The sequence below is a fragment of the Acinetobacter sp. YH12063 genome (genome assembly GCF_013419715.1).
Classification (GTDB): Bacteria; Pseudomonadota; Gammaproteobacteria; order Pseudomonadales; family Moraxellaceae; genus Acinetobacter; species Acinetobacter amyesii.
This window is the reverse complement of record NZ_VOZO01000004.1, coordinates 132,527-157,419: the sequence shown is the minus strand read 5'-3', so window position 1 is coordinate 157,419 and position 24,893 is coordinate 132,527. Positions and strand designations below refer to the sequence as shown.

24 protein-coding genes are annotated in these 24,893 nt (G+C 40.5%); 8 read left to right on the top strand and 16 right to left on the bottom strand.

All coding sequences use genetic code 11. From position 1 onward, the window contains the following. Positions 1-250 precede the first annotated feature (250 nt). Positions 251-775, top strand: coding sequence for a hypothetical protein (locus FTU12_RS06065; RefSeq protein ID WP_180027222.1), 525 nt, complete (start codon positions 251-253; stop codon positions 773-775). Between the two features lie 84 nt (positions 776-859). Here the strand turns inward: FTU12_RS06065 and FTU12_RS06060 are convergent, their stop codons facing one another. From FTU12_RS06060 to pheA, 4 genes are all read right to left on the bottom strand, one after another. Continuing rightward, positions 860-1,231, bottom strand: a complete 372-nt coding sequence (locus FTU12_RS06060; protein ID WP_180010854.1) for a hypothetical protein — start codon at positions 1,229-1,231, stop codon at positions 860-862. 112 nt (positions 1,232-1,343) lie between these two features. After that, positions 1,344-3,593: a bifunctional prephenate dehydrogenase/3-phosphoshikimate 1-carboxyvinyltransferase gene (locus FTU12_RS06055; RefSeq protein WP_180095076.1), complete on the bottom strand. Its 2,250-nt coding sequence runs from the start codon at positions 3,591-3,593 to the stop codon at positions 1,344-1,346. A gap of 3 nt (positions 3,594-3,596) precedes the next feature. Further along, positions 3,597-4,688, bottom strand: coding sequence for a histidinol-phosphate transaminase (hisC, locus tag FTU12_RS06050; protein WP_180010858.1), 1,092 nt, complete (start codon positions 4,686-4,688; stop codon positions 3,597-3,599). A 69-nt stretch (positions 4,689-4,757) separates the two neighbouring features. Beyond that, on the bottom strand, positions 4,758-5,867 hold the full coding sequence (gene pheA / locus FTU12_RS06045) for a prephenate dehydratase (RefSeq protein ID WP_180027224.1): 1,110 nt from the start codon (positions 5,865-5,867) through the stop codon (positions 4,758-4,760). Positions 5,868-6,439: 572 nt separating this feature from the next. Between pheA and FTU12_RS06040 the strand changes: the two genes are divergently transcribed. Beyond that, positions 6,440-6,970 (top strand): DJ-1/PfpI family protein, encoded by a 531-nt coding sequence (locus tag FTU12_RS06040; protein WP_078189095.1) that lies wholly within the window; start codon positions 6,440-6,442, stop codon positions 6,968-6,970. Between the two features lie 145 nt (positions 6,971-7,115). Here the strand turns inward: FTU12_RS06040 and FTU12_RS06035 are convergent, their stop codons facing one another. Together FTU12_RS06035 and FTU12_RS06030 are read right to left on the bottom strand one after the other, a co-directional pair. After that, positions 7,116-8,258 (bottom strand): acyl-CoA dehydrogenase family protein, encoded by a 1,143-nt coding sequence (locus tag FTU12_RS06035; protein WP_180020843.1) that lies wholly within the window; start codon positions 8,256-8,258, stop codon positions 7,116-7,118. Positions 8,259-8,429: 171 nt separating this feature from the next. After that, positions 8,430-9,776 carry a dicarboxylate/amino acid:cation symporter gene (locus FTU12_RS06030; protein WP_180005246.1) on the bottom strand — a complete coding sequence of 449 codons (1,347 nt, stop codon included), beginning with the start codon at positions 9,774-9,776 and terminating at the stop codon, positions 8,430-8,432. A gap of 408 nt (positions 9,777-10,184) precedes the next feature. On the opposite strand from FTU12_RS06030, the gene FTU12_RS06025 reads away from it, so the two are divergent. Beyond that, positions 10,185-11,183 carry a glycosyl transferase family protein gene (locus tag FTU12_RS06025; RefSeq protein WP_180009488.1) on the top strand — a complete coding sequence of 333 codons (999 nt, stop codon included), beginning with the start codon at positions 10,185-10,187 and terminating at the stop codon, positions 11,181-11,183. Positions 11,184-11,274: 91 nt separating this feature from the next. On the opposite strand, the gene FTU12_RS06020 is transcribed toward FTU12_RS06025, so the two are convergent. After that, positions 11,275-11,541, bottom strand: a complete 267-nt coding sequence (locus FTU12_RS06020; RefSeq protein ID WP_078189099.1) for a YeaC family protein — start codon at positions 11,539-11,541, stop codon at positions 11,275-11,277. Positions 11,542-11,543: 2 nt separating this feature from the next. Beyond that, a complete protein-coding gene (locus FTU12_RS06015) occupies positions 11,544-12,482 on the bottom strand; it encodes an NAD(+) kinase (RefSeq protein WP_078189100.1) in 939 nt (312 codons plus the stop codon). A 152-nt stretch (positions 12,483-12,634) separates the two neighbouring features. Here FTU12_RS06015 and mrcB point away from each other — a divergent pair, with 152 nt between their 5' ends. Together mrcB and FTU12_RS06005 are read left to right on the top strand one after the other, a co-directional pair. Further along, positions 12,635-15,028, top strand: a complete 2,394-nt coding sequence (mrcB, locus tag FTU12_RS06010) for a penicillin-binding protein 1B (RefSeq protein WP_168379334.1) — start codon at positions 12,635-12,637, stop codon at positions 15,026-15,028. Beyond that, the gene (locus FTU12_RS06005; RefSeq protein WP_257220948.1) at positions 14,970-15,587 is read left to right on the top strand and encodes a tetratricopeptide repeat protein; all 618 of its coding nucleotides are present in this window, start codon (positions 14,970-14,972) and stop codon (positions 15,585-15,587) included. Before mrcB ends, FTU12_RS06005 begins: the two co-directional genes overlap by 59 nt. A gap of 141 nt (positions 15,588-15,728) precedes the next feature. On the opposite strand, the gene FTU12_RS06000 is transcribed toward FTU12_RS06005, so the two are convergent. Next, complete coding sequence (locus FTU12_RS06000; protein WP_180009489.1) at positions 15,729-16,628, bottom strand: NUDIX domain-containing protein; 900 nt, start codon at positions 16,626-16,628, stop codon at positions 15,729-15,731. Between the two features lie 147 nt (positions 16,629-16,775). Here FTU12_RS06000 and hemP point away from each other — a divergent pair, with 147 nt between their 5' ends. Then, complete coding sequence (gene hemP, locus FTU12_RS05995; protein ID WP_078189103.1) at positions 16,776-16,946, top strand: hemin uptake protein HemP; 171 nt, start codon at positions 16,776-16,778, stop codon at positions 16,944-16,946. A gap of 197 nt (positions 16,947-17,143) precedes the next feature. On the opposite strand, the gene FTU12_RS05990 is transcribed toward hemP, so the two are convergent. The 4 genes from FTU12_RS05990 to FTU12_RS05975 form a co-directional block, all read right to left on the bottom strand. After that, positions 17,144-18,463, bottom strand: coding sequence for a HAMP domain-containing sensor histidine kinase (locus FTU12_RS05990; RefSeq protein ID WP_180009490.1), 1,320 nt, complete (start codon positions 18,461-18,463; stop codon positions 17,144-17,146). A 4-nt stretch (positions 18,464-18,467) separates the two neighbouring features. After that, a complete protein-coding gene (locus tag FTU12_RS05985) occupies positions 18,468-19,136 on the bottom strand; it encodes a response regulator transcription factor (RefSeq protein ID WP_180009491.1) in 669 nt (222 codons plus the stop codon). Positions 19,137-19,267: 131 nt separating this feature from the next. Further along, complete coding sequence (locus tag FTU12_RS05980; protein WP_180009492.1) at positions 19,268-19,630, bottom strand: NirD/YgiW/YdeI family stress tolerance protein; 363 nt, start codon at positions 19,628-19,630, stop codon at positions 19,268-19,270. A 104-nt stretch (positions 19,631-19,734) separates the two neighbouring features. Further along, entirely contained in the window at positions 19,735-21,492 is a 1,758-nt protein-coding gene (locus FTU12_RS05975; RefSeq protein ID WP_180027311.1) for a GspE/PulE family protein, read from the bottom strand. A gap of 186 nt (positions 21,493-21,678) precedes the next feature. On the opposite strand from FTU12_RS05975, the gene FTU12_RS05970 reads away from it, so the two are divergent. Then, a complete protein-coding gene (locus FTU12_RS05970) occupies positions 21,679-22,650 on the top strand; it encodes a hypothetical protein (protein WP_180113963.1) in 972 nt (323 codons plus the stop codon). 42 nt (positions 22,651-22,692) lie between these two features. Here the strand turns inward: FTU12_RS05970 and tsaA are convergent, their stop codons facing one another. Further along, positions 22,693-23,400: a tRNA (N6-threonylcarbamoyladenosine(37)-N6)-methyltransferase TrmO gene (gene tsaA / locus FTU12_RS05965; protein ID WP_180113962.1), complete on the bottom strand. Its 708-nt coding sequence runs from the start codon at positions 23,398-23,400 to the stop codon at positions 22,693-22,695. A gap of 106 nt (positions 23,401-23,506) precedes the next feature. On the opposite strand from tsaA, the gene FTU12_RS05960 reads away from it, so the two are divergent. Continuing rightward, complete coding sequence (locus tag FTU12_RS05960) at positions 23,507-24,286, top strand: ferredoxin--NADP reductase (RefSeq protein ID WP_078189109.1); 780 nt, start codon at positions 23,507-23,509, stop codon at positions 24,284-24,286. A gap of 82 nt (positions 24,287-24,368) precedes the next feature. Here FTU12_RS05960 and FTU12_RS05955 read toward each other — a convergent pair whose 3' ends face one another. Next, entirely contained in the window at positions 24,369-24,551 is a 183-nt protein-coding gene (locus FTU12_RS05955; RefSeq protein ID WP_180005252.1) for a hypothetical protein, read from the bottom strand. Between the two features lie 19 nt (positions 24,552-24,570). Further along, on the bottom strand, positions 24,571-24,822 hold the full coding sequence (locus FTU12_RS05950) for a hypothetical protein (protein WP_180010878.1): 252 nt from the start codon (positions 24,820-24,822) through the stop codon (positions 24,571-24,573). Between the last annotated feature and the right edge of the window lie 71 nt (positions 24,823-24,893).

Here is a 24,893-nt window from a genome sequence, read left to right as displayed (position 1 = left end):
TTTTTTTTGCCTATTGACTGCTTAATTCAACAAATATTCCAGATAAATTCACCTATATCACTTTTCGATTTATCCATCATTTAAATGCATTGGTGATCATTATCTATTCAACATGTAATGACCTAAGCCGACGCTCGTTTAATTTTGATTACGCCTCAATTTTTTATCGAAAAACCAATAATTTACTTGTTTAAATGACTAACTACAGAAATAATACCCCAAAAAATTAAGATAAAATTTAGAGGGAAAAATGAAATTTATTGTTGCTGTGATTTTAAGTCTAGGCATTGCAGCTTTGGTTTATTATTTTAATTCAACGCCCTCCACAACAACGAATTTGCCTGCATCTACGGTTGCAACCAATGATGGTCCCAAAGCCTATTTGACTGCGTCATACAAGATGAATGTCAATGGTCGTGATTTTAGCTTAAAGATGGTCTATGACTTTCCCAACAGCCAAGTGTGTGAAGCCCAACTCAACAGCACTGACACCATGAATATGATTTCAACCTTTAAGCAACGCTGTTCAAGTGACTCGGTGTGTAAAGAAGCTGAAATTTCGTCTTGTTCATCTTTTACCGATCAAAAATATAAAGATATGCTCGATAAAAACTATCATGACACCCATTATATTTATTTAAGCGATAGTAAATTGACTGATCAACGTGGTGTGATCGTGTTTTGGGGACTCAATGAACAAGAGTCAGAAAAAATGTGTGACTATGTGAAAAAGAGCAATCGAACTATTAATCCTATCAATATTGAATGTCTATAACGTTGTTCGATACATTCCGTTAAAAAATAAAAAAGCAGCACTATGCTGCTTTTTTATAGATGATTTTTAATTCAATTTTTCAGTTCATTTCGTCATTTGTTTCCATTGAAACTCACTATACGAGTCTTCTTCTTTTAAACTGTTTTCGACCGCTTGAGCCAATTGATTCAACAAACTTTGCTCAGTAATACGATCTAACCAATCTTGGTCTTCATCTGGATAAGAGGTAATTTCACAGACTAGACGACCTGATTCATCCTGCCCCTGACATGTCACTGAAAGTGGCAATTCATGTTGATCGACACTGACTGCAATCTGATCACCACTTTGCGATAACGTTTGAAAGCCATATTTCTCAAGCTTACTTGCTAAAAACTCAGCCACTTGAGTTTGCGTATCAGCACTGCTTTCAACTCGATTTGAATCGCTATGGGCGGTGAATTGTAGTTTTCTCATGTATCTATCCAAAGACATTCTTGTTGTATAGTTTTAGCATAAGCAATTAAAACCAAACAGCCAAGCATTTGCTTGGCTGTTGTTGAATAAATATACAAATTTAGTGAATTATTTATTCACTTACCGCAATCGTTAAACCGGCTTGAGTCGCTAGCTCTGTAAATGTCGGGAAGCTGGTCGCAACAGTTTCTGTACCCACGATATTAATTTCACCCGAAGTACGTAAACCTGCCATTGAGAAGCTCATTGCAATACGGTGGTCATGATGTGATTCGATTTGACCACCTGTGAAGATTGCACCCCACTCACCCGCTTTGCCTTGACCTTCAATGATAATGCCGTCCTCGGTTGGCGTACAATCGATACCCATAATTTTTAGGCCATCTGCCATCACTTGAATACGATCCGACTCTTTCACTCGAAGTTCAGCTGCACCGGTCAAAATGGTTTGACCTTCTGCACATGCCGCTGCAATAAATAACGCTGGGAATTCATCAATCGCCAATGGCACTTGATCTTCTGGCATATGAATGCCTTTGAGTGTACGTGAACCACGAATACGAATATCTGCAATCGGCTCACCGCCAGCGATACGTTCATTTTCAACAGTCAGGTCAGCGCCCATCTGTTTTAAAATTTCGATCACACCTGTACGGGTTGGATTAATGCCGACCGCTTCGAGTGTGACATCTGAACCTTCGGTAATCGCTGCACCCACCATAAAGAATGCTGCAGATGAAATGTCAGAGGGTACTTGAATGTCTGTACCGACTAACTTGCCGCCACCTTGAAGTGAAATGCGGTTGCCTTCTGTTTTCACGTCATAACCAAATGCACGAAGCATACGCTCTGAATGGTCACGTGTTGGTTCCGGCTCAGTGACAACAGTTTCACCTTCCGCCCAAAGACCAGCCAACAAAATACCGGATTTTACTTGTGCAGATGCCATTGGTAAGTCGTAGTGAATACCTTTCAGGTTTTGACTTCCGGAAATAGACACGGGCGGCGTACCACGCTCACCTGTAGTTTGAATTTGCGCACCCATTTCACGTAATGGTTTGGCAATACGTTCCATTGGACGTTTTGATAATGACGCATCACCCGTCATCACCGAATCAAACTTCTGTGCCGACAACATGCCTGAAAGCAAACGCATTGAAGTGCCTGAGTTACCCATATACAAAGCGCCTGCCGGTGCTTTTAAACCATGCATGCCTACACCATGAATGGTGACTTCACCATTTTTAGGGCCTTCAATACTTACACCCATATCGCGGAATGCTTGGAGGGTTGCCAAGGCATCTTCACCTTCAAGGAAACCAGTGACGTGCGTTGTACCTTCTGCAATAGCACCAAACATGATAGAGCGATGCGACACAGATTTATCACCTGGCACAGTAAATTTACCTTGGAATTGCTTTGGACCCGGTAAAATTTTGAATTGCTGTGTCGTCACTTTATTTTTCTCCATCAGTGGTTTCTTTGCGAGCATGTGATTGAAATGTTGACGTGCCGCTTGTGCATGTCCCAACAGTCCCATCAACGCTTGTGAGTTTTCATCTTCAATCAGTTTGCGAAGAATAGCCAATTGTTTTTCAAAGCCATCCACCGCATTTAAAATTGCCTTTTTATTGGCAAAAAAGATGTCATGCCACATATGTGGGTCGCTTGCAGCAATGCGTGAGAAATCACGAAAACCGCCAGCGGCATAACGGAAAATATCTAAATTGTCTTCTCGGTTCGCGAGTTGCTCAACCAAGTTAAATGCCATCAAATGCGGAAGATGACTGGTATGGGCCAACACTTCATCGTGTTTTTCCACATCCATGCAAATCACTTCCGCTTTAGCAGCTTGCCACAATTGAATCAGTTTCTCTACAGCCCAATCTGCACTGCTAGGTAAAGGTGTCAAAATCACTTTGTGATTAGCAAATAAATCCACTTTACCGGCATGCACACCTGTCAGTTCAGCCCCAGCAATCGGATGCCCTGGTACAAAACCAGCAGGTAATTGCTCACCATAGACTGCTTTCGCTGCATCAACGACATTGCCTTTGGTACTTCCAACATCGGTAATAATCGTCTGTTCGGATAGATAAGGCTTGATCGCTTCAAGGACTTTTTGTGTCGCACGTACAGGCAAAGCCAAGACAACGAGATCTGCACCTTTGACCGCTTCAGCAGGATCGCTATAACCCTGCTGAATAAGCCCTAAAGCTTTTGCATCTTCTAAAGTTTTTTGTGAACGCGTAGACGCCACAATTTCCTTAGCCAATCCTTCAGCAATCATGACACGAGCTAGGCTTGAGCCAATCAGTCCAAGCCCAATAAAAGCAACTTTTTCAAATAGTGGCACAGACATGACTTAAGCTTTAACCTCTAAGCCCAAAACTTTAGCCAATGCCGCTAAGAATTTAGCATTTTCAGCTTCAGTCCCAATTGATACACGTAAATGCTCAGGGATACCAACTGGACGAACAATCACACCTTCTTTTAATAAAGCATTGAAAGTCTGTGCAGGATCTGCTTTTACATTTACTAAAATGAAGTTGGCACGTGAAGGTACATACGCTAAACCTAAAGCATCAAAGCCTGACTCAAGTTGAGCCATACCCGCTTTGTTCACTACGCGTGATTTTTCAATGAACGCTTCATCTTTAAGTGCAGCAACTGCAGCAACCATTGCTAAATGGTTGACGTTAAATGGTTGACGAATACGATTGAGGAAATCCGTCACTTCAACTGAAGCCAAGGCAAAACCAACACGTAACGCAGCCAAGCCATAGCATTTTGACATGGTACGGCTAACGATTAAGTTTGCGTATTGATCTAAGAATTTCAAGCTGTTGAAGTTTTCTGGGAAATATTCCACATAGGCTTCATCTAAAACCACGATCACATTTGCAGGTACTTTTTGCATGAACGCTTCAAATTCAGCTTCTTCAAACCATGTACCTGTTGGATTATTTGGGTTCGCAATAAAAATCAATTTAGTATTGTCTTTGATTGCCGCAGCCATTGCATCTAGGTCATGTGAAAAACCTTTTGCAGGCACTTCAATCGCTTCAGCATTAATCGCTTGAGTAACCAGACCATACACAGCAAATGCGTGTTGGCTATACACCACAGAGTCTTGCTCTGAAACAAAAGCACGAGCAAAAATTTCTAGAAGATCGTTTGAACCATTACCCAACGTAATACGGTCATGTGCAATACCAAATTGTTTTTCAACTTGGTCTTTCAAAATAAAACCGCCACCATCCGGATATCGACCAATTTCTGCAAGTTCAGCAGCAACCGCTTCTTTCACTTTGTCAGAACAACCCAATGGGTTTTCATTTGATGCGAGTTTTACGATATCTGTAATACCCAACTCACGCTCAAGTTCACTAATTGGTTTACCTGGTTGGTAAGGCTTTAGCTTTGCAATGCCTTCATTGGCTGGGACAAACGTCATTTTACACTTCCAGTTTTTTCAAATGATGAAGGTGATCAACTCCTGATGGAATTGATCACAGTTGTGATCTTAAAGAACAGCAATCGGATATGAACCCAATACACGAATTTCTTTTACTAACGGACGAATTTCTTCAATTGCCGCTTTCACGTTTTCTTGCTCAACATGACCTTCCAAGTCCACAAAGAATACATAAGCCCATTTTTCTGGTAATGCAGGACGTGTTTCGATACTTGTTAAGCTAATATTATGCTTGGCAAACGGTGCAAGAATTTCAAGTAAGGCCCCCGCACGGTCATGCGCAGAAATCAACAATGAAGTTTTATCATTGCCAGATGGTGGCACTTTCTCACGACCAATCACCAAGAAACGAGTAGTATTTTCAGGATTGTCTTCAATATTGCTATGCAAAATTTCAAGGTTGTAAATGTTCGCAGCGACTTCAGAAGCAATTGCTGCTGAGTGCCATTCATTGCGAATACGGCGTGCAGCTTCTGCATTTGAACTGAGTGCAACACGTTCTACACCTGGATAATGAGCATCTAACCAACCACGGCATTGCGCCAAAGTTTGTTGATGAGCATAAATTTGTTTAATGCTGTCTTTACGTGTGTTTTCAGACACTAGGAACTGGTGATGAATACGCAGCTCCACTTCACCAATAACATTCAGATGTGAAGATTTGAAGCAATCTAGGGTGTGGTTCACTACACCTTCAGATGAGTTCTCTACAGGCACAAGACCATAGTGCGCACTGCCTGCTTCTACTTCGCGGAATACTTCATCAATCGTTGGAAGAGGGCGAACAACAGCGTCTTGACCAAAGTGTTTCAACACCGCCGAATGTGTATATGTCCCAACTGGACCTAAGAACGCAATACTTTGCGGTGCTTCAAGGGCTAAACAAGCCGACATGATCTCACGGAATAAACGTGCCATTGTCACATCAGACAATGGGCCTTCGTTACGATCCATAACTTTACGTAAAACTTGTGCTTCACGTTCAGGACGATAAAACAATGGATTCTCTTCAGCAGCAAATTTTGCTTTTGCAACTGCCTCAGCTAGTTTCGCACGACGATTGATAAGTTGTTGAATCTGCATATCAACAGAGTCGATATCTTCACGAATTTGAGCTAAGTCCAGAGAAGTCGGAGTGTTTTGATCATCGTTGATCATTGCTATGTCGCCCTTCAAAAAAATTTTGCAAACAGTATAACAATAGTTAGCTTTCAAATGTTGCGCAATACGACTTTGATGGTTTCAGCCTTAAAAACAGACAGTTGATTAAAGCTTCATCAGCTTAACTTAAGAGCCAAAACAGCCAAACTGATAGGTCAAGCCATAATTAAGGCAAATCTTACCTTTTGACGGCTTTATTGATCATTCATCTTGAGCAGCACAATAAATAGACCTTCTCTTTTCCTCCAAATTTGCCTCAGATCCATCTCCTTGTATAAGCCCATCAATCAATTTGTTTCATTGGTCATTTCAGTTTTAAATTTTGCTCTCAATACTTGAAGCAAAATAAAAATTTCAAAACTTGGTTTTCATGGCATAGAAATAATTTGAAACTTAAAGATGATCTATATAAACACTTGGTCATTGATCGTTTTTTCAGTGACTTAATAGGCACTTTCATCTAGTGTTTATAGTCATTGACGCATTTATTACAAAAGACACAGGTAATTCTTATCATTGCTTTGTAGTCTAAATATCAGAAAAAAAATAACAGCCCCATAGGTACAAGTATGCACAAGAAAATTGCAGTGTTAGTGACCTACGATTTTGAAGATATTGAGTATCTTGAGCCTGTGGAGGCCTTTCGAGCCGCTCGGCACAGCATTATCAATATCGAAGATCAGGTTGGAAAAATCGTTTACGGCATTAAACGCCGTTCCCAGATCACCATTGACCAAAGTATCGACGATGCCTCTGTGCATGATTTTGATGCCTTATTTATTCCCGGCGGTTATTCCCCAGAGAAACTCGCTTTAGATGACCGTTTTATCTATTTTGTACGTAATTTTGCAGATAGCCAAAAGCCGATCTTGAGCAGTTGCCATGGTCCACAGTTGTTACTAGAAGCTGGTGTCATACAAGGTCGCCATTTCGCCCAATCTGAAACACTTAAATCCGCTTTGTTAAACGCAGGTGTGGTGGTGTCGGATCAATCGGTTGTGAATGATAATAACCTATATATATCGTCTCGCAGTACTTTAGATACACCTGAATTTATTGAAGTCTGTTTGCAAGTTTTGGGGCAACCGTCATTATCATAGGTTTCAAAATATTCACGCAAAATTAAACACACAATCTAATTCAAATAAGCAAATCTATAGAAATACATCGTCTCTATAGAAATACATCCTAAAAAAAATAGCGAAGTCTTCACTTCGCTATTTTAATTTCAGCCTGATAAATTGTTTATCGACCTAAAATACTTCGTGCCACGATTTCTTTCATAATTTCATTGGTGCCACCGTAGATTTGCTGAATACGTGCATCGACAAAGAAACGTGAAATTGGATATTCGGTCATATAACCATAGCCACCAAATAATTGAAGTAGATTATGGGCCACTTTCATTTGCATATCGGTAGAAAAGCTCTTGAGTGCTGCTGCAGTTTCAACATCAAGTTTGCCTTGCATATAAAGTTCAACATTTTGATTATAAAATGCCGCTGTAGCCAATTCGTCAATCTTAGCCTGTGCCAAGACAAAACGAGTATTTTGGAACTGTCCGATCGCCTGTCCGAACGCTTGTCGCTCTTTAACATACTGCGTTGCCACATCAATGGAACCGCGAATCGCACCAATTGCAGTCGAGGCAATTGCGGTACGTTCACGCGGTAACTCTTGCATCAAGTAAGCAAAGCCTTGTCCAGCTTGACCCAAAAGTTGCTCTTTTGGCACTTTGACGTTGTCATAAAACAACTCTGAAGTGTCTTGCGCATGCAGACCAATTTTGTCGAGGTTGGTACCTTTCTTAAATCCATCCAAATGTGTATCGACTAAAAGTAATGACACACCTTTGGCACGTGCTTGTGGATCAGTTTTCGCAGCCAATACCACAAGGTCTGCATGTTGACCATTTGAAATAAAAGTTTTCGAGCCATTGAGCAGATAATGATCACCCTGCAAAATTGCACTACTGCGCATAGACTGCAAGTCCGAACCTGCTCCCGGCTCTGTCATACCAATAGCACCGACCACCTCACCTGTGACCATTTTCGGTAACCAATATTGTTTTTGTTCTTCTGAACCAATGTGCAAAATATAAGGCGCTGCAATTTCAGAATGGCATGAAATACCTGTCGATAATGCACTAAAACCTGCGCGAGCAGATTCTTCAACTAACATCAGTGAATAATGCGTTGGGACGCCATAGCCGCCATATTCTTCAGGCACATCGACACATAAAAAGCCATTTTCACCCAAGGCATTCCATACTGATCGCGGCATAATGCCTTCACGTTCCCATTGCTCATAATGTGGTGCGACATGCTCTGCCATAAAACGGCGAAAGTTATCTCGAAATAATTCTAAGTCTGCATCATAAGCCAGCATGTGTTTCTTCCTTGGTTAAGTTTGTTGTTTTGTTGAACTCCATCCTATTGCAGTTTAGAACGGCCGTCATGCCCAAAAACTAAAGCGTTCAAATTTGGCTTTAGTCCTGCATTAAAAAAGGAAGCCGAAGCTTCCTTTTTAAATGACATCTTTTACATCACAGCATCTGCCTTAGGCATGATGTGCATTGCCTTCTTCTTGCATCTGACGGTCAATTTCTTCAGGGTTTGCCAAAGCAAAATCCAGTTTTTCTTTGTCTAATTGACCCACCCATTTCGCAACCACAATCGTTGCCAATGAGTTACCGACAAGGTTGGTTAATGCACGTGCTTCTGACATAAAACGGTCAATACCAAGAATCAATGCCAAACCGGCAACAGGAATATGACCCACAGCAGAAAGTGTTGCAGCCATTACAATAAAGCCTGAACCCGTCACACCCGCAGCACCCTTAGATGAGATGAGTAGTACCAACAACAACGTGATCTGATGCGAAATATCAAGCGGCGTATTGGTCGCTTGTGCAATAAAGATCGCCGCCATAGTCAGGTAAATAGACGTACCATCTAGGTTAAATGAATAGCCTGTTGGAATAACCAGACCCACTACAGATTTTTCTGCACCTGCAAGTTCGAGTTTTTTCAACATACGTGGCAGTACAGATTCTGAAGATGACGTACCTAGTACGATCAAGAGTTCTTCGCGAATCATACGAATCATTTTGAGGATACTGAAACCGCAAATACGTGCAATTGAGCCAAGTACAAGGAAAATAAACAGCAAACAGGTAATATAGAAGCAGATGATCAACTGACCCAATTGCGCCAAACTACCGATACCATATTTACCAATGGTATAAGCCATCGCACCGAAGGCACCAATTGGCGCAAGCTTCATGATCATGTTTACAATGTTAAAGAATACATGTGCAATTTGATCAATAAACTTCAATACAGGCTTACCTGCATCACCAAGTTTATGCAATGCAAAACCAAATAATAAGGCAAATAATAGAACTTGAAGAATCTCACCCTCAGCAAACGCACCAACAACGGTGTTTGGGATGATATTCATAAAAAATTCTTGGGTAGATTGTGCTGCACCAGATTCAACATATTTAGAAATACCTGCAGTATCTAAAGATGCTGGATCTACGTTCATGCCTACACCAGGTTTTGCAATATTAATCACTGCAAGACCGATAATGAGTGCGATGGTCGAAACGATTTCGAAGTATAGTAAAGCGACCCCACCTGTCTTACCCACAGATTTCATGCTTTCCATACCTGCAATACCACTTACCACGGTACAGAAGATCACAGGTGCAATAATCATTTTAATCAGCTTGATGAAACCTTGTCCTAGTGGATAGAACAATTCACCCCAGCCTTTTACGTATTGCTCGGTACCATTGATAATTTGCGTGCCACTTGGTGAGAAATGCCCCACCAAAACACCCGCAATAATGGCAACGATCACTTGAAAATATAGTGACTTATAAATTGGTTTTTTAGCCATGACATTACTTCACGATATATTTCTGCTTCAAAGAAATATTCAGTTTTTGTCTATTTTCAAAAAATAAACAGCCCAAAACCCCTTTGTCTTCGACAAAAGAGCACCAAAGGTATTTGACTTAGCCAAATACAGAAAAACGAAATATGTATGGTGATTAAATAATCACATCAGGACCTGATATAAAATCAGCGCATTGATCAGGAGATGAAACACATACTAAAGTAGGTTAAATTTTACCTGTTTTTTAAGGGCTTGTTCTGCCACAAATGTTAATTTCGGTTAAATAATAGACCGAGATCATTAGACGATAGTCTAAAGACATCCTTTTTTAAACCTGTTATCAGGCTGAAAAATACCAACTATAGAAGTAAACTATCCTTAAGTCCTAATTTTAAGCCCAGTATTTGCATGAACAATAAACGAAATATTTACAAAGATTTTGAACATCCTTTTGCGCAATTTGTCCGTATCGTGGGTAAAGGTAAAAATGGCGCACGTTCTCTCACTTATGATGAAGCCTACCAAGCGTTCAGCATGATCTTAAAAGATGAGGTTTTAGACGTTCAATTGGGCGCTTTCTTGATGTTATTGCGTGTAAAAGAAGAATCTGTCGATGAACTGACAGGCTTTGTCCAAGCCACACGTGATCAGCTCAAGTTTAAAAAGCTTGATGTCGATTTAGATTGGTCATCTTATGCAGGTAAACGCAAACATTATCCTTGGTTTTTATTGGCCGCATTAACGCTGGCAAAACACGGCTACAATGTCGTAATGCATGGCGCTTCAGGTCATACCATTAACCGCCTTTATACAGAACAAGTATTAGAGTATTTGGGTTTTCCTATTTGCCAAAATGATACAGATGTGGAACAGCAGCTTATACAACGTCATTTTGCTTATATTCCGCTCGACGTCATTTCGCCAATACTCAGTGATCTAATTTCACTGCGCAATGTGATGGGTTTGCGTTCCCCAATTCACACCCTTGCCCGCCTAATAAATCCGTTTAATGCCAAAGCCACCATGCAAGCGATTTTCCACCCAGCCTATCGTGGATCACACCAACGTGCGGCATTCCAATTGGGTTATCAAAATAGTGCTGTCATTAAGGGTGAAGGTGGTGAATTCGAACGTAACCCCGATGCAAAAACCTTAATTTGTGGCATCAAGGATGGTGAAATGTATGAACATGAATTGCCTAAACTTACGGACAACCGCAGTCCCGTCGAAGAAGAACTCGATTTGGCCGTCTTTAAAGCCGTTTGGGACGGTCAACAGGTACATGAATATGGTGAAATCGCAGTCATCGAAACCATGGGAATTGCACTGTATACCATGGGTGCCGTCGCAAGTTTTGATGAAGCGATGCAAACTGCCAAAACCATGTGGGCAAATCGTCACGCTTAAATAAGCAGATATGAAGCAACAAATTTAGGCATGCATCAGCCAATAAAAAAGCCAGCATTAAGCTGGCTTTTTCAATCAGAAAGAAAACGGATTAAACGAAACGAATCGGCTTGAACTCAGGTTCTTCCACATGCGAGTCGCAATGCTCATCTTCTTCTTTGGTCCCACGGTCGATATAACCGCTACGCTCATCTTCTGGCAAATGTTTAATTTCCCATGCATACACCGCTTGCATACAAATTTGACGTTGTTCTTGAGTCAGCGCTACGCCATTTGGCCATTTACCAATTTCAATTGCCGTTTTTAATCGACCAACAATTTCAGGATCGAGTACGGCAAGCATCTGTTCAATATTCATAATTAATCCTGCTTTAATGAGTCAAAATCTTGGTTCCAGCCTAGCTTGGTACGACATGCCATATAGAAGTCATAACCAGGTGGATGTAATAAGTTGAGCTTAAATGGATGTTTGCGGATATGTAAACTATCGCCTACACCCAATGATACACTGTGTTGACCATCGGCACTGACCATTGGTAAAACACGGTTTTCACGAATCAAAATTTTAATTTCACTTTGTCCGCCCACGACAATCGGACGTGACGACAAAGTATGAGGATGCATTGGCACTAAGGCAATCGCATCCATACTTGGGTGGACAATCGGACCACCACCAGATAATGCATAAGCTGTAGAGCCAGTTGGTGTCGAAACAATTAAACCATCACTGTGTTGGCGGTATACATATTGCCCATCAATATTCAGTTCAAAGTCGATCATATGTACCGATTTACCTGAATGCAGCACAATATCATTTAAAGCCACAGCATCGTAAATCGACTCACCTTTCGAGCGAATTTCCATTTCCAGCAAGAAACGTCGATCCAACTGAAACTCACCTTTCAGCACTTGATCTAACTTAAAAATCACTTCTGTTGGTTTGATATCGGTCAGGAAGCCCAAACGACCACGGTTCACCCCAATCACAGGGGTATTATATTTCACCAAGGCACGTGCAGCATGAAGCAATGAACCATCACCGCCGACTACGATCACCAAATCGACGACTTCTCCCAATAAATTACGGCTGACCGTCTGAGTATTATTATAGGGAACCAGCTGCGCTGTTTGCGTATCAAATACAGGATGTAATCCCAAACTCAAAATATGATCGTGGATCAAACATAGGGTTTCGATCACTGATGATTTGTCTGGACGACCAATCAACCCAATGTTTCGAAATGATTTATGTGAAATTTGCACCTGCGCTTTTGCTCCGCTTCGCCTCATTGGTATCATATCACTAACAGAAATGATTTAAAAAAACTTTAAAGTTTCGACTTTAGTGAAGTAGCTTCCAATATTTTGCATACATATAACAGTTTAAATATTGCAAAATACTGAAAAGCTTCGCATGATTAGCAAAATTTCTCAGGGTCTTATCACTATTTATGAAGTCTGAACGTGGCATAGGCATAATTGCACTGATTTTTTCGCTGTTGATTATCGGCGGATTTCTCGTGTTCAGCATTTATCTTATTCGTCTAGATAATATTGTACGGGATAAATTCGAAGGTCAACGTTGGGACATTCCAGCCAAGGTATTTGCTCGTCCTTTAGAAATTTATACTAATGCGCCTGTGAGCCAAGCAGACCTCAACCAAGAACTGAAACTTTTGGGTTATAACGCTCAAGATAGCTATGCGAAAACAGGGAGTTACGTTACTTCTGGCAATGTAACCTATATCCATACGCGTGGTTTTGACTTTGGTGATAGTGTCGACCCTGAACAAGTCCTTAAAGTGACCTTTGGTGAAGATCAAATCACTGAAGTGAGTGCAACCAAGCCTTCAAGCAGTGGTATTGCCCGCTTAGAGCCGATGTTAATTGGTGGTATTTATCCTCAGCACAATGAAGACCGTGTGCTGATTAAACTTGATAAAGTGCCTAAGCCTTTAATCCAAGCTTTAATTGCTACCGAAGACCGTAATTTCTATCAGCATCATGGTATTTCGATTCGTGGTACAGCACGTGCCATTGTGAGTAATGTCACAGGTGGTAAACGTCAAGGTGGTTCGACCCTCACTCAGCAATTGGTGAAAAATTTTTATTTATCGCCTGAGAGAACCATTAAGCGTAAGGCCAACGAAGCCTTAATGGCCATGCTGATTGAACTTCACTATGACAAAGATGAAATTCTTGAAGCTTATTTAAACGAAGTGAACTTAGGTCAAAACGGTAACTATTCCATCAATGGTTATGGTTTAGCCTCACAATTCTATTTTGGTTTACCCCTACGTGAACTAAATATTGCTCAGCAGGCTTATTTAGTCGGTTTGGTACAAGGCCCGACCCTATTTAATCCGTGGAAAAACCCTGAAGGTGCGATTAAACGCCGTAATATTGTGTTAAACAATATGGTAGTGATGGGCTATTTAACTCAGGAACAATATGAAACTGAGTCAGCGCGTCCATTAAATGTCATTACTAAACCAACATTGGGCCCTTCTCGCTTCCCTGACTATATGGATATCGTGCGTCGTCAACTGCGTACCGAATACCAAGAAAGCGATTTGACCAATCAAGGTCTGCGTATTTTCACCGCGATGGACCCGATTGCTCAAACTCGTGTACAAACTGCATTTAAAGAATCTGTGGCACGTTTAAGTAATGCCAATCCAGCACGCTTGAAAGAATTACAAGGCGCGGTACTGGTGTCTCATCCTGAAAATGGTGAATTGGTTTCAGCAGTCGGTTCAACGCAGGACTTTACTGGCTTTAACCGTACAATGGATGCTAAACGTCAAGTCGGTTCATTGCTAAAACCTGTGATTTACCTCAGTGCGATAGAATCAAACCGTTATAACTGGGCGAGTCAAATCGAAGACAGTCCTATCAGCATTCAAAGTGATGGCAAAGCTTGGACACCGAAAAACTATAGTGGTGGTGCACATGGTGTCGTACCAATGGTCGATGCCCTATCAAACTCTTATAACCTCTCTGCGGTACGCTTAGGTCAAGAGTTCGGTATGTCGACTTTTATTAACCATCTGAAAAAGTTTGGTGTGACTTCTAATATTCCAAGCTACCCTTCGATTTACCTTGGTGCTATCGATATGTCACCGATGGAAGTGATGAGTGTGTATGGCAACTTTGCAACCGGTGGCTTCAAATATCCAGTGAAAGCTATTCGTTCAGTGGTCGATGCCAATGGTCGTTTATTAGATCGTTATAGCTTAACGGTACAACCGACTATTGCACCTGATGCAGCCTTTATCTTGAACTATGGTTTACAACAAGTCATGAGTTCAGGGACAGGCCGTTCTGCTTATGCATCATTACCAGCTTCACTCAAACTTGCAGGTAAATCAGGGACAACCAATGATACGCGTGACTCATGGTTTGCAGGTTATTCAGGTAATTATTTAAGTGTGGTTTGGTTAGGTTTAGACAACAACAAAGTTACAGGCTTAACTGGTTCGTCAGGAGCACTTCCGGTTTGGACCAATGTCATGAAGCAGTTACGTCAAAAGCCAGTTAATTTACGTCAACCAGACAGCGTACAGTGGCATTGGTTAGACCGTTATTCAGGTAATTTATCTGCACAGCATTGTACAGGTGCGATGTATATTCCTCTGTCGCGCAACTCTATTCCAAATCAAGCGACGGCATGTGGTTCGACACAATATGAAGTAGAACCTTACACAGTTGATACTGAAGAGACGCAGCCAACTCAGGAACAAAATGATAGTTTAGGTGACTACATTCGTGAAAGTGATGTCGATAATGATCAGGGTTCATCTGATCAACCTCGCATCATCTCAAGTGGAGAGTATACAAATTAAATTGCAAAACATTAAAGTTTTAAAAACGTTCAGTATTCTGAGCGTTTTGACGATCATTTTGGCTGGTTGCCAAACCATAGTCGAACCTGAGCAAAAGCCGCCTGCTCCACCTGAAAAAAAGGCAGATATCCATGACTCTTCTGGGGTCATTATTACGCCATATGACCATCCAGAAATTAAACGTCAACGCATCGTTATTCCTGAGCAGAAAACCCAAATTCAAAAGTTTGATGATGGTCGTGACTTACCTGCATTCAAAAAATTGATGCAAACTACGCAAACCGCTTATGCCAATGGAAAATGGAATGAAGCTGAAAGTGCTGCAACTCAAGCACAGCGTTTGGCACCACAATCTGCGGAAACTTTTTTATATTTGGCAATGATCGCCAATCGAAAAAATCAACCTGCGAATGCAGAATCGTTGGCACTGCGTGGATTAAGCTATGCTCAAACCAAGCCGATGAAACAACAGCTTTGGAATGTTGTTTTAAAAGCTGGTCAAATGCAAAAGAAAAGCAGCACCATTCAAAAAGCACAACAAGCAATTAAAGCTCTTTAAGCACCCCGTAAAAAAGCTTGATCTTAATTGAGATCAGGCTTTTTTATTTAAAACATACTAAAAGTAAGCTTATTTCCAATAGTTACTTTAAGTCTAAAATATCGACTTTAAATACAAATTTAATTCAATACACACTTTAATTTAAAAACTGCGAATACCTGCCACCCCATAAGCATGATGTTGCTGTGAAATAGACAATAATTCAGGACGCATGCCACCTAAAGCAAAAACAGGGATTTCTATGCCTCGTGCAATCTCAGAAAAATGCGCCCATCCCATACCTTGCGCCTCTGGATGACTTTGTGTCGCCAGAACTGGGCTCATAAAAATAGCCTCACAGCCAATTTTTTGCGCATGCAGCGCAGAAACTTGATCATGACAAGCTGCGATATAGCGCTTCCCAAGCTGTAAATCACCTTTATTTTTTTTCAGCAATTGGTGCTGCTTAAGATGTAAAGCCGAAATATGTGCTTGCACCTCTGTAGAGAGTAATGACCATAGATCTTCATTAATTATCAGTTGTTTTAAAATCACGGTAGGTAATTGATTTAATGCCTCTGCATTTTCTGCGCTGGCATCGACTCGCCAATAATACAACAGCGTCTCTTTAAGCGTTTCAAGTGTTGGTAAATCGGCGGTGATTTTGATCTGTTGCTGCCAATATAAACGCTGCAAAATAGCTTGATTGGCCTTTGGAAAATTCAAACTCATGAGTTGTTGACGCGAATACCAGGCCCATGGCTTTTGGATTTCATTCAGCAACGCATGCGGGACGGTGGCATGAAATAAATGTAATTTCACAATGACATCATCATATTCATGTTGAATAAAATCAAAAGCATGCCAGTCATGTAAACCAATTCCAACCTCTTCAAAAATTTCACGACGACAAGCCTGTTCAGGACTTTCACCCTGCTCGACTTTACCGCCCGGAAACTCATGTTTATTGCCCTGATGTTGTTTTGCTTCACGCCAACCCACCAGTACTTTGTCTTGATGCAATAAAATCGCAATGGCGACATCGATTTGCGGTTTCGACATAGTTCCCTGCTCTCTGCTCTGTTCCAATTGATATCCAAGTGTAAGCAAATTTATCTTTTTTATAAAATCCTAAAATTATCGTTGACAGGCCTATTCGATAATGATTATCATTTAAACCATTCAGAAATACACCACGGAGTCGACGGAATGAACGCACCATTTAGCCTTTTTACTCGTAGCAATGAAGCACACCACTCACTGCCAATGCTACATTCAAACAACCTTTTTGCTTTAGGACGTGAAATTCGCATTATGCATGCAGGTGAAGAATATCGACTACGTTTAACACGAAATAATCGCCTTATTTTGACCAAATAATTTCTGATAAAAATAATAATTATCAGCGCAATAAAAATAATCGTGGACACAAGCAGTAAGCCATTCGCTTACTGCTTTTTTAAGTTTTGTACTTAGTTAAATTAAGTTTTATAGCTACTCAAACTTAATTTAAATCGCAACACTCATCTTCCTCTCACAACACTCTTTCGCTAAATTCCTTAGAGCAAATCGTGTTTTTAACGGATTGGAAAAGTGAGTTGTACCTTTAAGCCACCAAGTTCAGATGCATCCACATTTAAATGGCCTTGATGTAACTGTACAATTTTTTGGGCAATTGAAATACCTAAACCTGAACCTTGCGTCTTCGTTCCCAATACACGGTAAAATCGCTCGCCAATGCGTTGCAATTCTGCGACTGTCAGTCCCGCACCTTGATTTTCAATCGTCCAAACCGCCTGCTGTGCTGTTACCGTTAAATCAATCTTTACCTGTCCTTGCTCAGGACTATAGCGAATTGCGTTATCGACTAAATTGCGTAGACAGCTAAACATCAACTCTGGGTTCATAGCAAACTGTACAGACTGGGTCTGTAGCTTCAATTCGATCTGTTTTTCTTCAATAAAAGGCTGTAAAGCGTCAAAGACTTGTAAACTCAGCTGTTCTAAGTCTTCTTGTTTTTTATCTAATTGCTCCGATTGCGTCGGGTCGAGCCGTGCCAAAATCAGTAGATTTTCCAACACGCGCGTTCCTCGATTAACATCGTGCTGTATGCTCAATAAATCCTGCTGAATGTCGGGATATTTTCGTTTTAATACCTGAAGTCGCATTTGAATCGCAGACAGCGGTGAGCGTAATTCATGTGAAGCATCGGATGTAAAGCGTTGTTCCGCCTCTAAGGCTTGATCTAATCGACTTAATAAAAAATTCAGCTGTGTTTGGATCGGCTCTAGTTCTTGTAATACAGGTTCAGGTAAGACAATGGCTTGTAAGTCATCTACATTTTTTTCAGCGATTTGTTTTGAAAAAAGCTGTAAAACTTTCAATTGACGTTTAATCAAAATATGCAGTAATAGCCATTGGATCAACCAGACAATCAACAGAATCCCTGCATAGCCTAGTACGCTTTGCAGCGTTTCTCTGAGCCGTGTTTTCATCGGTTGAATGATTTGTACGCTTAATCCATCGTCCTGAAGTGCATAGCTACGCCAAAGCGCGCCTTCTCTCCATTGATAATGCAACCCTTGTTTTAAATTGGGCTGATGTTCAAATGCTGTGTGTTGTTCCGATGTGGTTAAGACTTGCGACCCTTGCATGAGTTGATATTGCATATCAAACTCTTCACTCAGCTCATCTATTTGTTCGTCTTGCTTCAGCGTGAGATCAGTAGCAGTGAGCATGTCAGCCACTTCGTCCATCAGGGCATCATGTACACTCATGATGTGATAAAGACCAAATCCCAACATCAGACACAGGGAGATTGCTCCCGCCCAAATTGCACTGAGCAGTGAGGTTTTAATCAGTTGCGACTGTAAGGAAATGCTTTTTTTATCACTCATAGACTTAACTTTGTTGTGGAAGATTCATGCGATAACCCAAACCTCTTAAGGTTTTGATGTAATCACTGCCAATCTTCTTACGCAATTGGTAAATAAAAACTTCGATCGCATTACTTTCAACTTCATCCCCCCAAGCATAGAGTGATTCTTCGAGTTGGCTACGCGTCATAATATGCTCAGGATTTAACATCATCTTATGCAAGATTTGATATTCACGCGATGTCAGCGTAATCAATTCCGCATTTTTACGCAGCGTTTTGGCTTGTACATCTAAACTTAAATCCCCGAAAGTCAGAGAATTATCACGCTGTTGATGATGCAAGCGTAATTGGGCACGTACCCTTGCTGACAACTCTTCCAAGCTAAAGGGTTTTACCAAATAATCATGAGCACCCAGATCTAAACCTTCTACACGATCTGCAATACTGTCCCGAGCAGTAATGAATAAAACTGGTGTAAGCGGATGCAACTGTACGATACGTTTTAAAATTTCATCACCAGTTACTTTTGGTAAGCCACGATCTAAAAGTATGCAATCATATTGATGTTGTTCTAAAGCCAAAATAGCGTGATCGCCGCGATCAACCCAATCGACACTATAGCCATCCATTTCAAGCCATGTTTTTATACTGTCTGCTTGGGATGCATCATCTTCTGCCAATAAAATTCGCATCTTACCTACCCTATTTCTATGGTTCCGACTTCAGTGTATCGAACTTTTGCTCATATCTACTCATATCATAAAAAAACCACAGCAAGCCGTGGTTTTTTATGGAGCAGCACTGAAATGAATAACAGGCTAAATTAAAATTTTACTTGATCGACATCAACTTCAACGCGTTTCGTCGGTTTGTAATCAATGTCGATTTCTCCAATGAGCGTTACCGGTGTTTTAGCTGAAATCGCTTTGCCTTGCCAAAGTTCATCATCAATATCCACTGTAATGCTGCCTGTGCTATCGCGGAACTGATATTTTTCATCGCCCATCGATTTCACAACATAACCTTTCAATTGAACTTTACTATCATCTTTTAAGCCTAAGGCATGTTTCACCGATGTGGTTTTCATCGGTGCAACTGCAGCCTGATTGACTACTGTATTCGCAACTGCCACTGATGCCACACCTGCAAATGCTAAACCACATACCAATTGAGTGAATGTTGTCATCTTCGGTCTCTCTTACTTTGTCTATTTCGATAGCGCTATTTAAACAAAGCAAGATGAGTCGAATCTTAAGCTGCAAAGACGTTTTTATTTATTTGATCGAACCATTAGTTGAGCGGTACGACACGCAGAACTTCCTCTAAAGTCGTCACCCCTGCAAGTACTTTACGCGCACCTGCAATTCGTAATGGCTCGACATGTTCTTTACGTGCCTGTGTACGTAATTGGGTTAGATCTGCATTGGCACCAATCAATTGTTTGGTTTCAATACTGAGTGGCATAAATTCATAAATCCCCACACGGCCTTTATAACCCGTTTGACGACATTCATCACAGCCCACCGCCTCGTAGACAAAATCAGGCATTTGTATCGCATATTCAAAGGTCAAATGTTTCCACTCTTGTTCATTGATAAAAGTCTCACGCTTACAATGTGGACAGAGTTGACGAACCAAACGTTGTGCCAAAACCCCTAAAATGGTCGCTGCCGTTAAAAAAGGCTGAATCCCCAGATCATGTAATCGCGTCAAACTCGATGGTGCATCATTGGTATGTAAAGTTGAAAGCACCAAATGACCTGTTAATGCAGCTTGGATTGCCATATTTGCCGTATCATGATCTCGGATCTCCCCGACCATGATAATGTCAGGGTCTTGACGCATTAAAGCCCGTACACCATCAGCAAAGCCTAAATCAATCCCTGTATTCACCTGCATTTGGTTAAAGCTCGGCTCTAACATCTCAATCGGGTCTTCAATCGTACAGACATTCACTTCTTCAGTTGCCAATTGCTTGAGCGATGAATAAAGCGTGGTGGTTTTACCCGAACCCGTCGGACCGGTCACTAAAATAATACCGTGACTATGACTGGTTAATGCTTTCCAATCATCCAACAGACGCCCTTCAAAACCGAGCTGTTGGAAACTACGTACCAAGACTTCAGGGTCAAAAATACGCATGACTAACTTTTCACCAAAGGCTGTTGGCAGCGTCGATAAACGTAGCTCTGTTTCTTGGCCTTTGGGTGTACGGGTTTTTAAACGTCCATCTTGCGGTTTACGTTTTTCAGCCACATTCATCCGACCTAAGATCTTAATTCGCGAGACCACGGCTGTCAGGGTATTTGCGGGCATGTTGTAGATGGTATGCAATACGCCATCGATACGAAAACGCACCTTTCCTGTATCTTTACGCGGCTCGAGGTGAATATCACTTGCACCTTGTTCAAAGGCAAACTGTAAGACCCAATCCACAAGCTTCACAATATGCTGATCATTGGCATCTGGATTTTGTGTATCACCTAATTGTAATAGTGCTTCAACGCCTTTATTTTCACGGTCATAACTCGATGATTTTTGCGAATTACTGACTGCGCGACTCACTTGGTAATATTCAACCAAATAACGCTGTAGTTGATCTGGACTGAGTAATACACGCTGAATCTTCCGTGGTAAAACTGTTCTCTCTAAATTGGCAATCCATTCATTTTTATAAGGTTGATCCGTTGCAATCAGCACATGCTCATTTTGTAATTCCACCGCTAAAATGCGATTTCGTACTGCAAATTCCTGAGACATAATGGCTGTCAAAGCAGGCACATCAGCTTTTAGAGGATCGATAATATAAAACGGTACTCCAGACTTTTCTGCCAACCATTGGCAAAGTCTATTCAATGTTAAGGTAGACTGCGGATGACTCTGATCGACTAAATTAAAATTGGCAATCCATTGTAGAGGATGCCATTTCAACTGCTCACGCTGACGGTGCGTGGTTTGAATCAGTATTTTGTCCCGTTCAGTAATACGTCCATCTTTTTGTAATTGGTCTAAACACCAAGAAGTGTCAATTTCAAAATTAAAAGTCATTGTTCTATGTTCCCCAAACATAAAACCACTATAGCAAAAAATTCTAAAGGCACGCTTGTGTCATTTGTGTTTTGCACATAGATTTTCTGAAAGCATACTATTTTTGTTATTAATGAAAACATTCATAAATTTAAGCTATAATAAATTTGCCTCTCAGGGCTTTATAACAACGATATAAGAAGATTTATGATGAAAATAAAAATATTAGCAATTTGTACCATGACTATTCTTAGCTTAACTGCCTGCGGCGGTGGCGGTGGAAACTCAACCTCTAATAATGACTCCAGCGAAAATCCACCAGTACCAAATGCTGCTTTCCAACAGTGGTCAACTTTTGAACTCGACAGTGAAAGTGATGTGCTGTCATACGAAAGTGATACTGCAACTATCGATAATGGTAAACTATATACTTCAGAAAGTAGCGATTCATTTATGGTCACAGCGAATGGCTTGTATGATGAAGGATCTCTACACAGTTCGTATGGCTATCTGAATGGCAATATATCCATTGCAAATAATGTGTGGACGCTAAGTCCTCATTCCTCTATTAATTCATCAGGTCTAAAAATTACGACAACAATGAAGTCCTTCAATCTTGAAGGTGAAATCCTAGCATCTCAAGTTGATGCCTATAATTATTGGATCATAAAAAATAATATTACTGATTCAAGCAACTATATTTCTAACGATGCTCTCAAATACTTAACAGCTATTTCAAATATTAAGTTTCCCGCTGGTTCTCGCTGTTTACAATTAAATAAAGTATCAAATAGTGAACAGTATTTAGATTTAACAGATTCCTCAGATAGTGATAGTCAAAGTTTTTTAGCTGACTGGTGGGCTGATCTTAGTACAGATATTACTGCGAAAAAATACATCATGAAAGATACTGTAGCCTATACCGTAGCTGATGATGAGAGTGAATATGGCGTAGCTCAATATAAAAATCGTTTTTATGACGCTTACCTATCTCCTAAAGGAGTGGAATACAATATGCAGGATTTAATTAAGGTTATTGATAATTGGATAAATACTTCAACTAATCCTACTCAAAAAACTCAATTTTTAGAGTTTAAACAATTAGCTGAGAACTCTTGCAGCATGTATAACGATGTTGCTCTTAACGCGATCAAACAAAGTTTTGCGGCAAATAAATAATTTACACATTTAATAAAAAAGGAGCTAAAAGCTCCTTTTTTATTAAGATATATCAATAATCAGAATTTGTAGATCACAGACCTGAAATTTTACATTCAATCCACCAAATAACATGCCATACACACGCTCATCATCATGCTGATAAGCAGGACGTGGATCTAAACTCAATACTTGTTCCAGTTCTGCTGTTAATTGTTCGGTTAAATTGCCATTATTCAAAAATACCTGTTTTTGTTGCTCAGCGTGCTCTGACCAAATCACAGATTTTCTTTCTGGCTCATCCTGCGCATAACCGCTTTGCGCATCCATAACTGCATCTGAATATTGAATATAGGGTTTGATATCTAAAATTGGTGTTCCATCCAACAAATCACTACCGACAACATAGACACGTACCGATTTTCCGACTTTTTTCACCCCTTTGAGCTGCACAACCGACAAGCCCATAGGTGACGGTCGGTACATACTTCGTGTCGCAAATACCCCGATTTTTTGATTACCACCTAAACGCGGAGGACGAACTTGCGGACGAAATTTTGTCGAATCTGCATTTTTATTTTCATGAAACTGCCAAATCAGCCAAAGATGACTAAAATCATCAATCCCTTCGAAAGCCAATAAATCGTTATAAGGTTCCACCATTTCAATATAAGATTCGACTTGCACCAAATTCGGCTGACGTGGAATACCAAATTTTTCTCGGTAGGGAGATTTCATATACCCGATAATTGGCATTTTAAGCTCAGACATAATCACTTTTTCTGATAAGTTCAATTAAATATATTCAGTTTATCGAGAATGATTTTAGATTAGAATAGTAAGCTGTTCTAATTTGATAATTTTATTGAGACCTTTAATGGCTGCTTTTAACGTCGAAAAGATTACTCACGTCCACCATTGGAATGACACTTTATTCTCTTTTAAAACCACTCGCGATACTGCGTTACGTTTTAAAAACGGTCAATTTGTGATGATCGGCCTTGAAGTAAATGGTAAGCCTTTAATGCGCGCTTATTCTATTGCAAGCGCAAACTATGAAGAAGAATTAGAGTTTTTCTCTATTAAAGTTCCAGATGGTCCTTTAACGTCTATTTTACAAAAAGTAAAAGTTGGCGATGAAATTTTAGTATCTAAAAAACCTACAGGTACGTTGGTTCTAGATGACTTAAACCCTGGTAAAAACTTATACCTACTTTCTTCAGGTACAGGTCTTGCACCGTTCCTTTCTGTAATTCGTGACCCTGAAACTTACGAACGTTTTGAAAAAATCATCGTTGTACATGGTACACGTTTCATTTCGGAATTGGCTTATCAAGATTTAATCTTAGATGAAATTCCTAACCACGAATTCTTTGGTGAATTAGGCGCGAAAGAAAAATTGGTTTACTACCCTACGGTAACTCGTGAAGAATTCCATACTCAGGGCCGTGTAACTACTGCCATTGAATCTGGTCAACTTTTCGAAAAAATTGGTCTTCCACGTTTCAACCCTGAAACTGACCGCGCAATGCTTTGCGGTTCACCTGCATTCCTAGACGACGTTGCTGCCCTGCTTGACCAGCACGGCCTGAAAGAATCTCCTAAGATGGGCGTTCTAGGCGACTACGTGATCGAACGTGCATTCGTTGAAAAATAAGATTTCTTATTATTTCCAATAATATTGGATCAAAAAACCGAGCTATTTAGCTCGGTTTTTTATTGCTATCATCACGAAAAAATTAACGTCCACGGCCTTCTTGGTTTGCAGAACCTGAACAACCTGCGCCCCCCCCAATAATAAAACCTCTTTCCGCCTTACATGAACCGATCATACGACCATGTGAGTCAAATGTAGTAACCGTCGATGCACAACCCGTCAGTACAACCGTTGCTACTAATGCAATAAGTGCTGATAATTTCACAATATTTCCCCTCTATTATTTACGGTGCTAAATTAATCTGATTTTGACTTGGTGGTACTGGTAATAGTCCAGTCTTGGCATCCACTGTATTGTAATTCACACCAATCGCATTGCCTGAGCCACCACAATGGGCACTGGCAGTCGAAAGTAAACCACGTGTTGCTTTACATGATCCAATCACCTGACCAGTTGCATCATAGGTCACAACTTTCGAGCTACACCCAGTAATTAACAACACAGCACCTACGACTAAAAATTTAATTATTTTCACTACACCCTCTGCTAAAAATCTCTAAAATATCCAGTTTATTTTTAGAAATTACTTACATTACTTATACTTAA

What these genes read in the sequence shown, in the direction of transcription:
- FTU12_RS06065 (WP_180027222.1), top strand. Translation starts at nt 251, where the DNA reads ATGAAATTTATTGTTGCTGTGATTTTAAGTCTAGGCATTGCAGCTTTG.
- FTU12_RS06060 (WP_180010854.1), bottom strand. Translation starts at nt 1,231, where the DNA reads ATGAGAAAACTACAATTCACCGCCCATAGCGATTCAAATCGAGTTGAA.
- FTU12_RS06055 (WP_180095076.1), bottom strand. Translation starts at nt 3,593, where the DNA reads ATGTCTGTGCCACTATTTGAAAAAGTTGCTTTTATTGGGCTTGGACTG.
- hisC (WP_180010858.1), bottom strand. Translation starts at nt 4,688, where the DNA reads ATGACGTTTGTCCCAGCCAATGAAGGCATTGCAAAGCTAAAGCCTTAC.
- pheA (WP_180027224.1), bottom strand. Translation starts at nt 5,867, where the DNA reads ATGATCAACGATGATCAAAACACTCCGACTTCTCTGGACTTAGCTCAA.
- FTU12_RS06040 (WP_078189095.1), top strand. Translation starts at nt 6,440, where the DNA reads ATGCACAAGAAAATTGCAGTGTTAGTGACCTACGATTTTGAAGATATT.
- FTU12_RS06035 (WP_180020843.1), bottom strand. Translation starts at nt 8,258, where the DNA reads ATGCTGGCTTATGATGCAGACTTAGAATTATTTCGAGATAACTTTCGC.
- FTU12_RS06030 (WP_180005246.1), bottom strand. Translation starts at nt 9,776, where the DNA reads ATGGCTAAAAAACCAATTTATAAGTCACTATATTTTCAAGTGATCGTT.
- FTU12_RS06025 (WP_180009488.1), top strand. Translation starts at nt 10,185, where the DNA reads ATGAACAATAAACGAAATATTTACAAAGATTTTGAACATCCTTTTGCG.
- FTU12_RS06020 (WP_078189099.1), bottom strand. Translation starts at nt 11,541, where the DNA reads ATGAATATTGAACAGATGCTTGCCGTACTCGATCCTGAAATTGTTGGT.
- FTU12_RS06015 (WP_078189100.1), bottom strand. Translation starts at nt 12,482, where the DNA reads ATGATACCAATGAGGCGAAGCGGAGCAAAAGCGCAGGTGCAAATTTCA.
- mrcB (WP_168379334.1), top strand. Translation starts at nt 12,635, where the DNA reads ATGAAGTCTGAACGTGGCATAGGCATAATTGCACTGATTTTTTCGCTG.
- FTU12_RS06005 (WP_257220948.1), top strand. Translation starts at nt 14,970, where the DNA reads ATGATCAGGGTTCATCTGATCAACCTCGCATCATCTCAAGTGGAGAGT.
- FTU12_RS06000 (WP_180009489.1), bottom strand. Translation starts at nt 16,628, where the DNA reads ATGTCGAAACCGCAAATCGATGTCGCCATTGCGATTTTATTGCATCAA.
- hemP (WP_078189103.1), top strand. Translation starts at nt 16,776, where the DNA reads ATGAACGCACCATTTAGCCTTTTTACTCGTAGCAATGAAGCACACCAC.
- FTU12_RS05990 (WP_180009490.1), bottom strand. Translation starts at nt 18,463, where the DNA reads ATGAGTGATAAAAAAAGCATTTCCTTACAGTCGCAACTGATTAAAACC.
- FTU12_RS05985 (WP_180009491.1), bottom strand. Translation starts at nt 19,136, where the DNA reads ATGCGAATTTTATTGGCAGAAGATGATGCATCCCAAGCAGACAGTATA.
- FTU12_RS05980 (WP_180009492.1), bottom strand. Translation starts at nt 19,630, where the DNA reads ATGACAACATTCACTCAATTGGTATGTGGTTTAGCATTTGCAGGTGTG.
- FTU12_RS05975 (WP_180027311.1), bottom strand. Translation starts at nt 21,492, where the DNA reads ATGACTTTTAATTTTGAAATTGACACTTCTTGGTGTTTAGACCAATTA.
- FTU12_RS05970 (WP_180113963.1), top strand. Translation starts at nt 21,679, where the DNA reads ATGATGAAAATAAAAATATTAGCAATTTGTACCATGACTATTCTTAGC.
- tsaA (WP_180113962.1), bottom strand. Translation starts at nt 23,400, where the DNA reads ATGTCTGAGCTTAAAATGCCAATTATCGGGTATATGAAATCTCCCTAC.
- FTU12_RS05960 (WP_078189109.1), top strand. Translation starts at nt 23,507, where the DNA reads ATGGCTGCTTTTAACGTCGAAAAGATTACTCACGTCCACCATTGGAAT.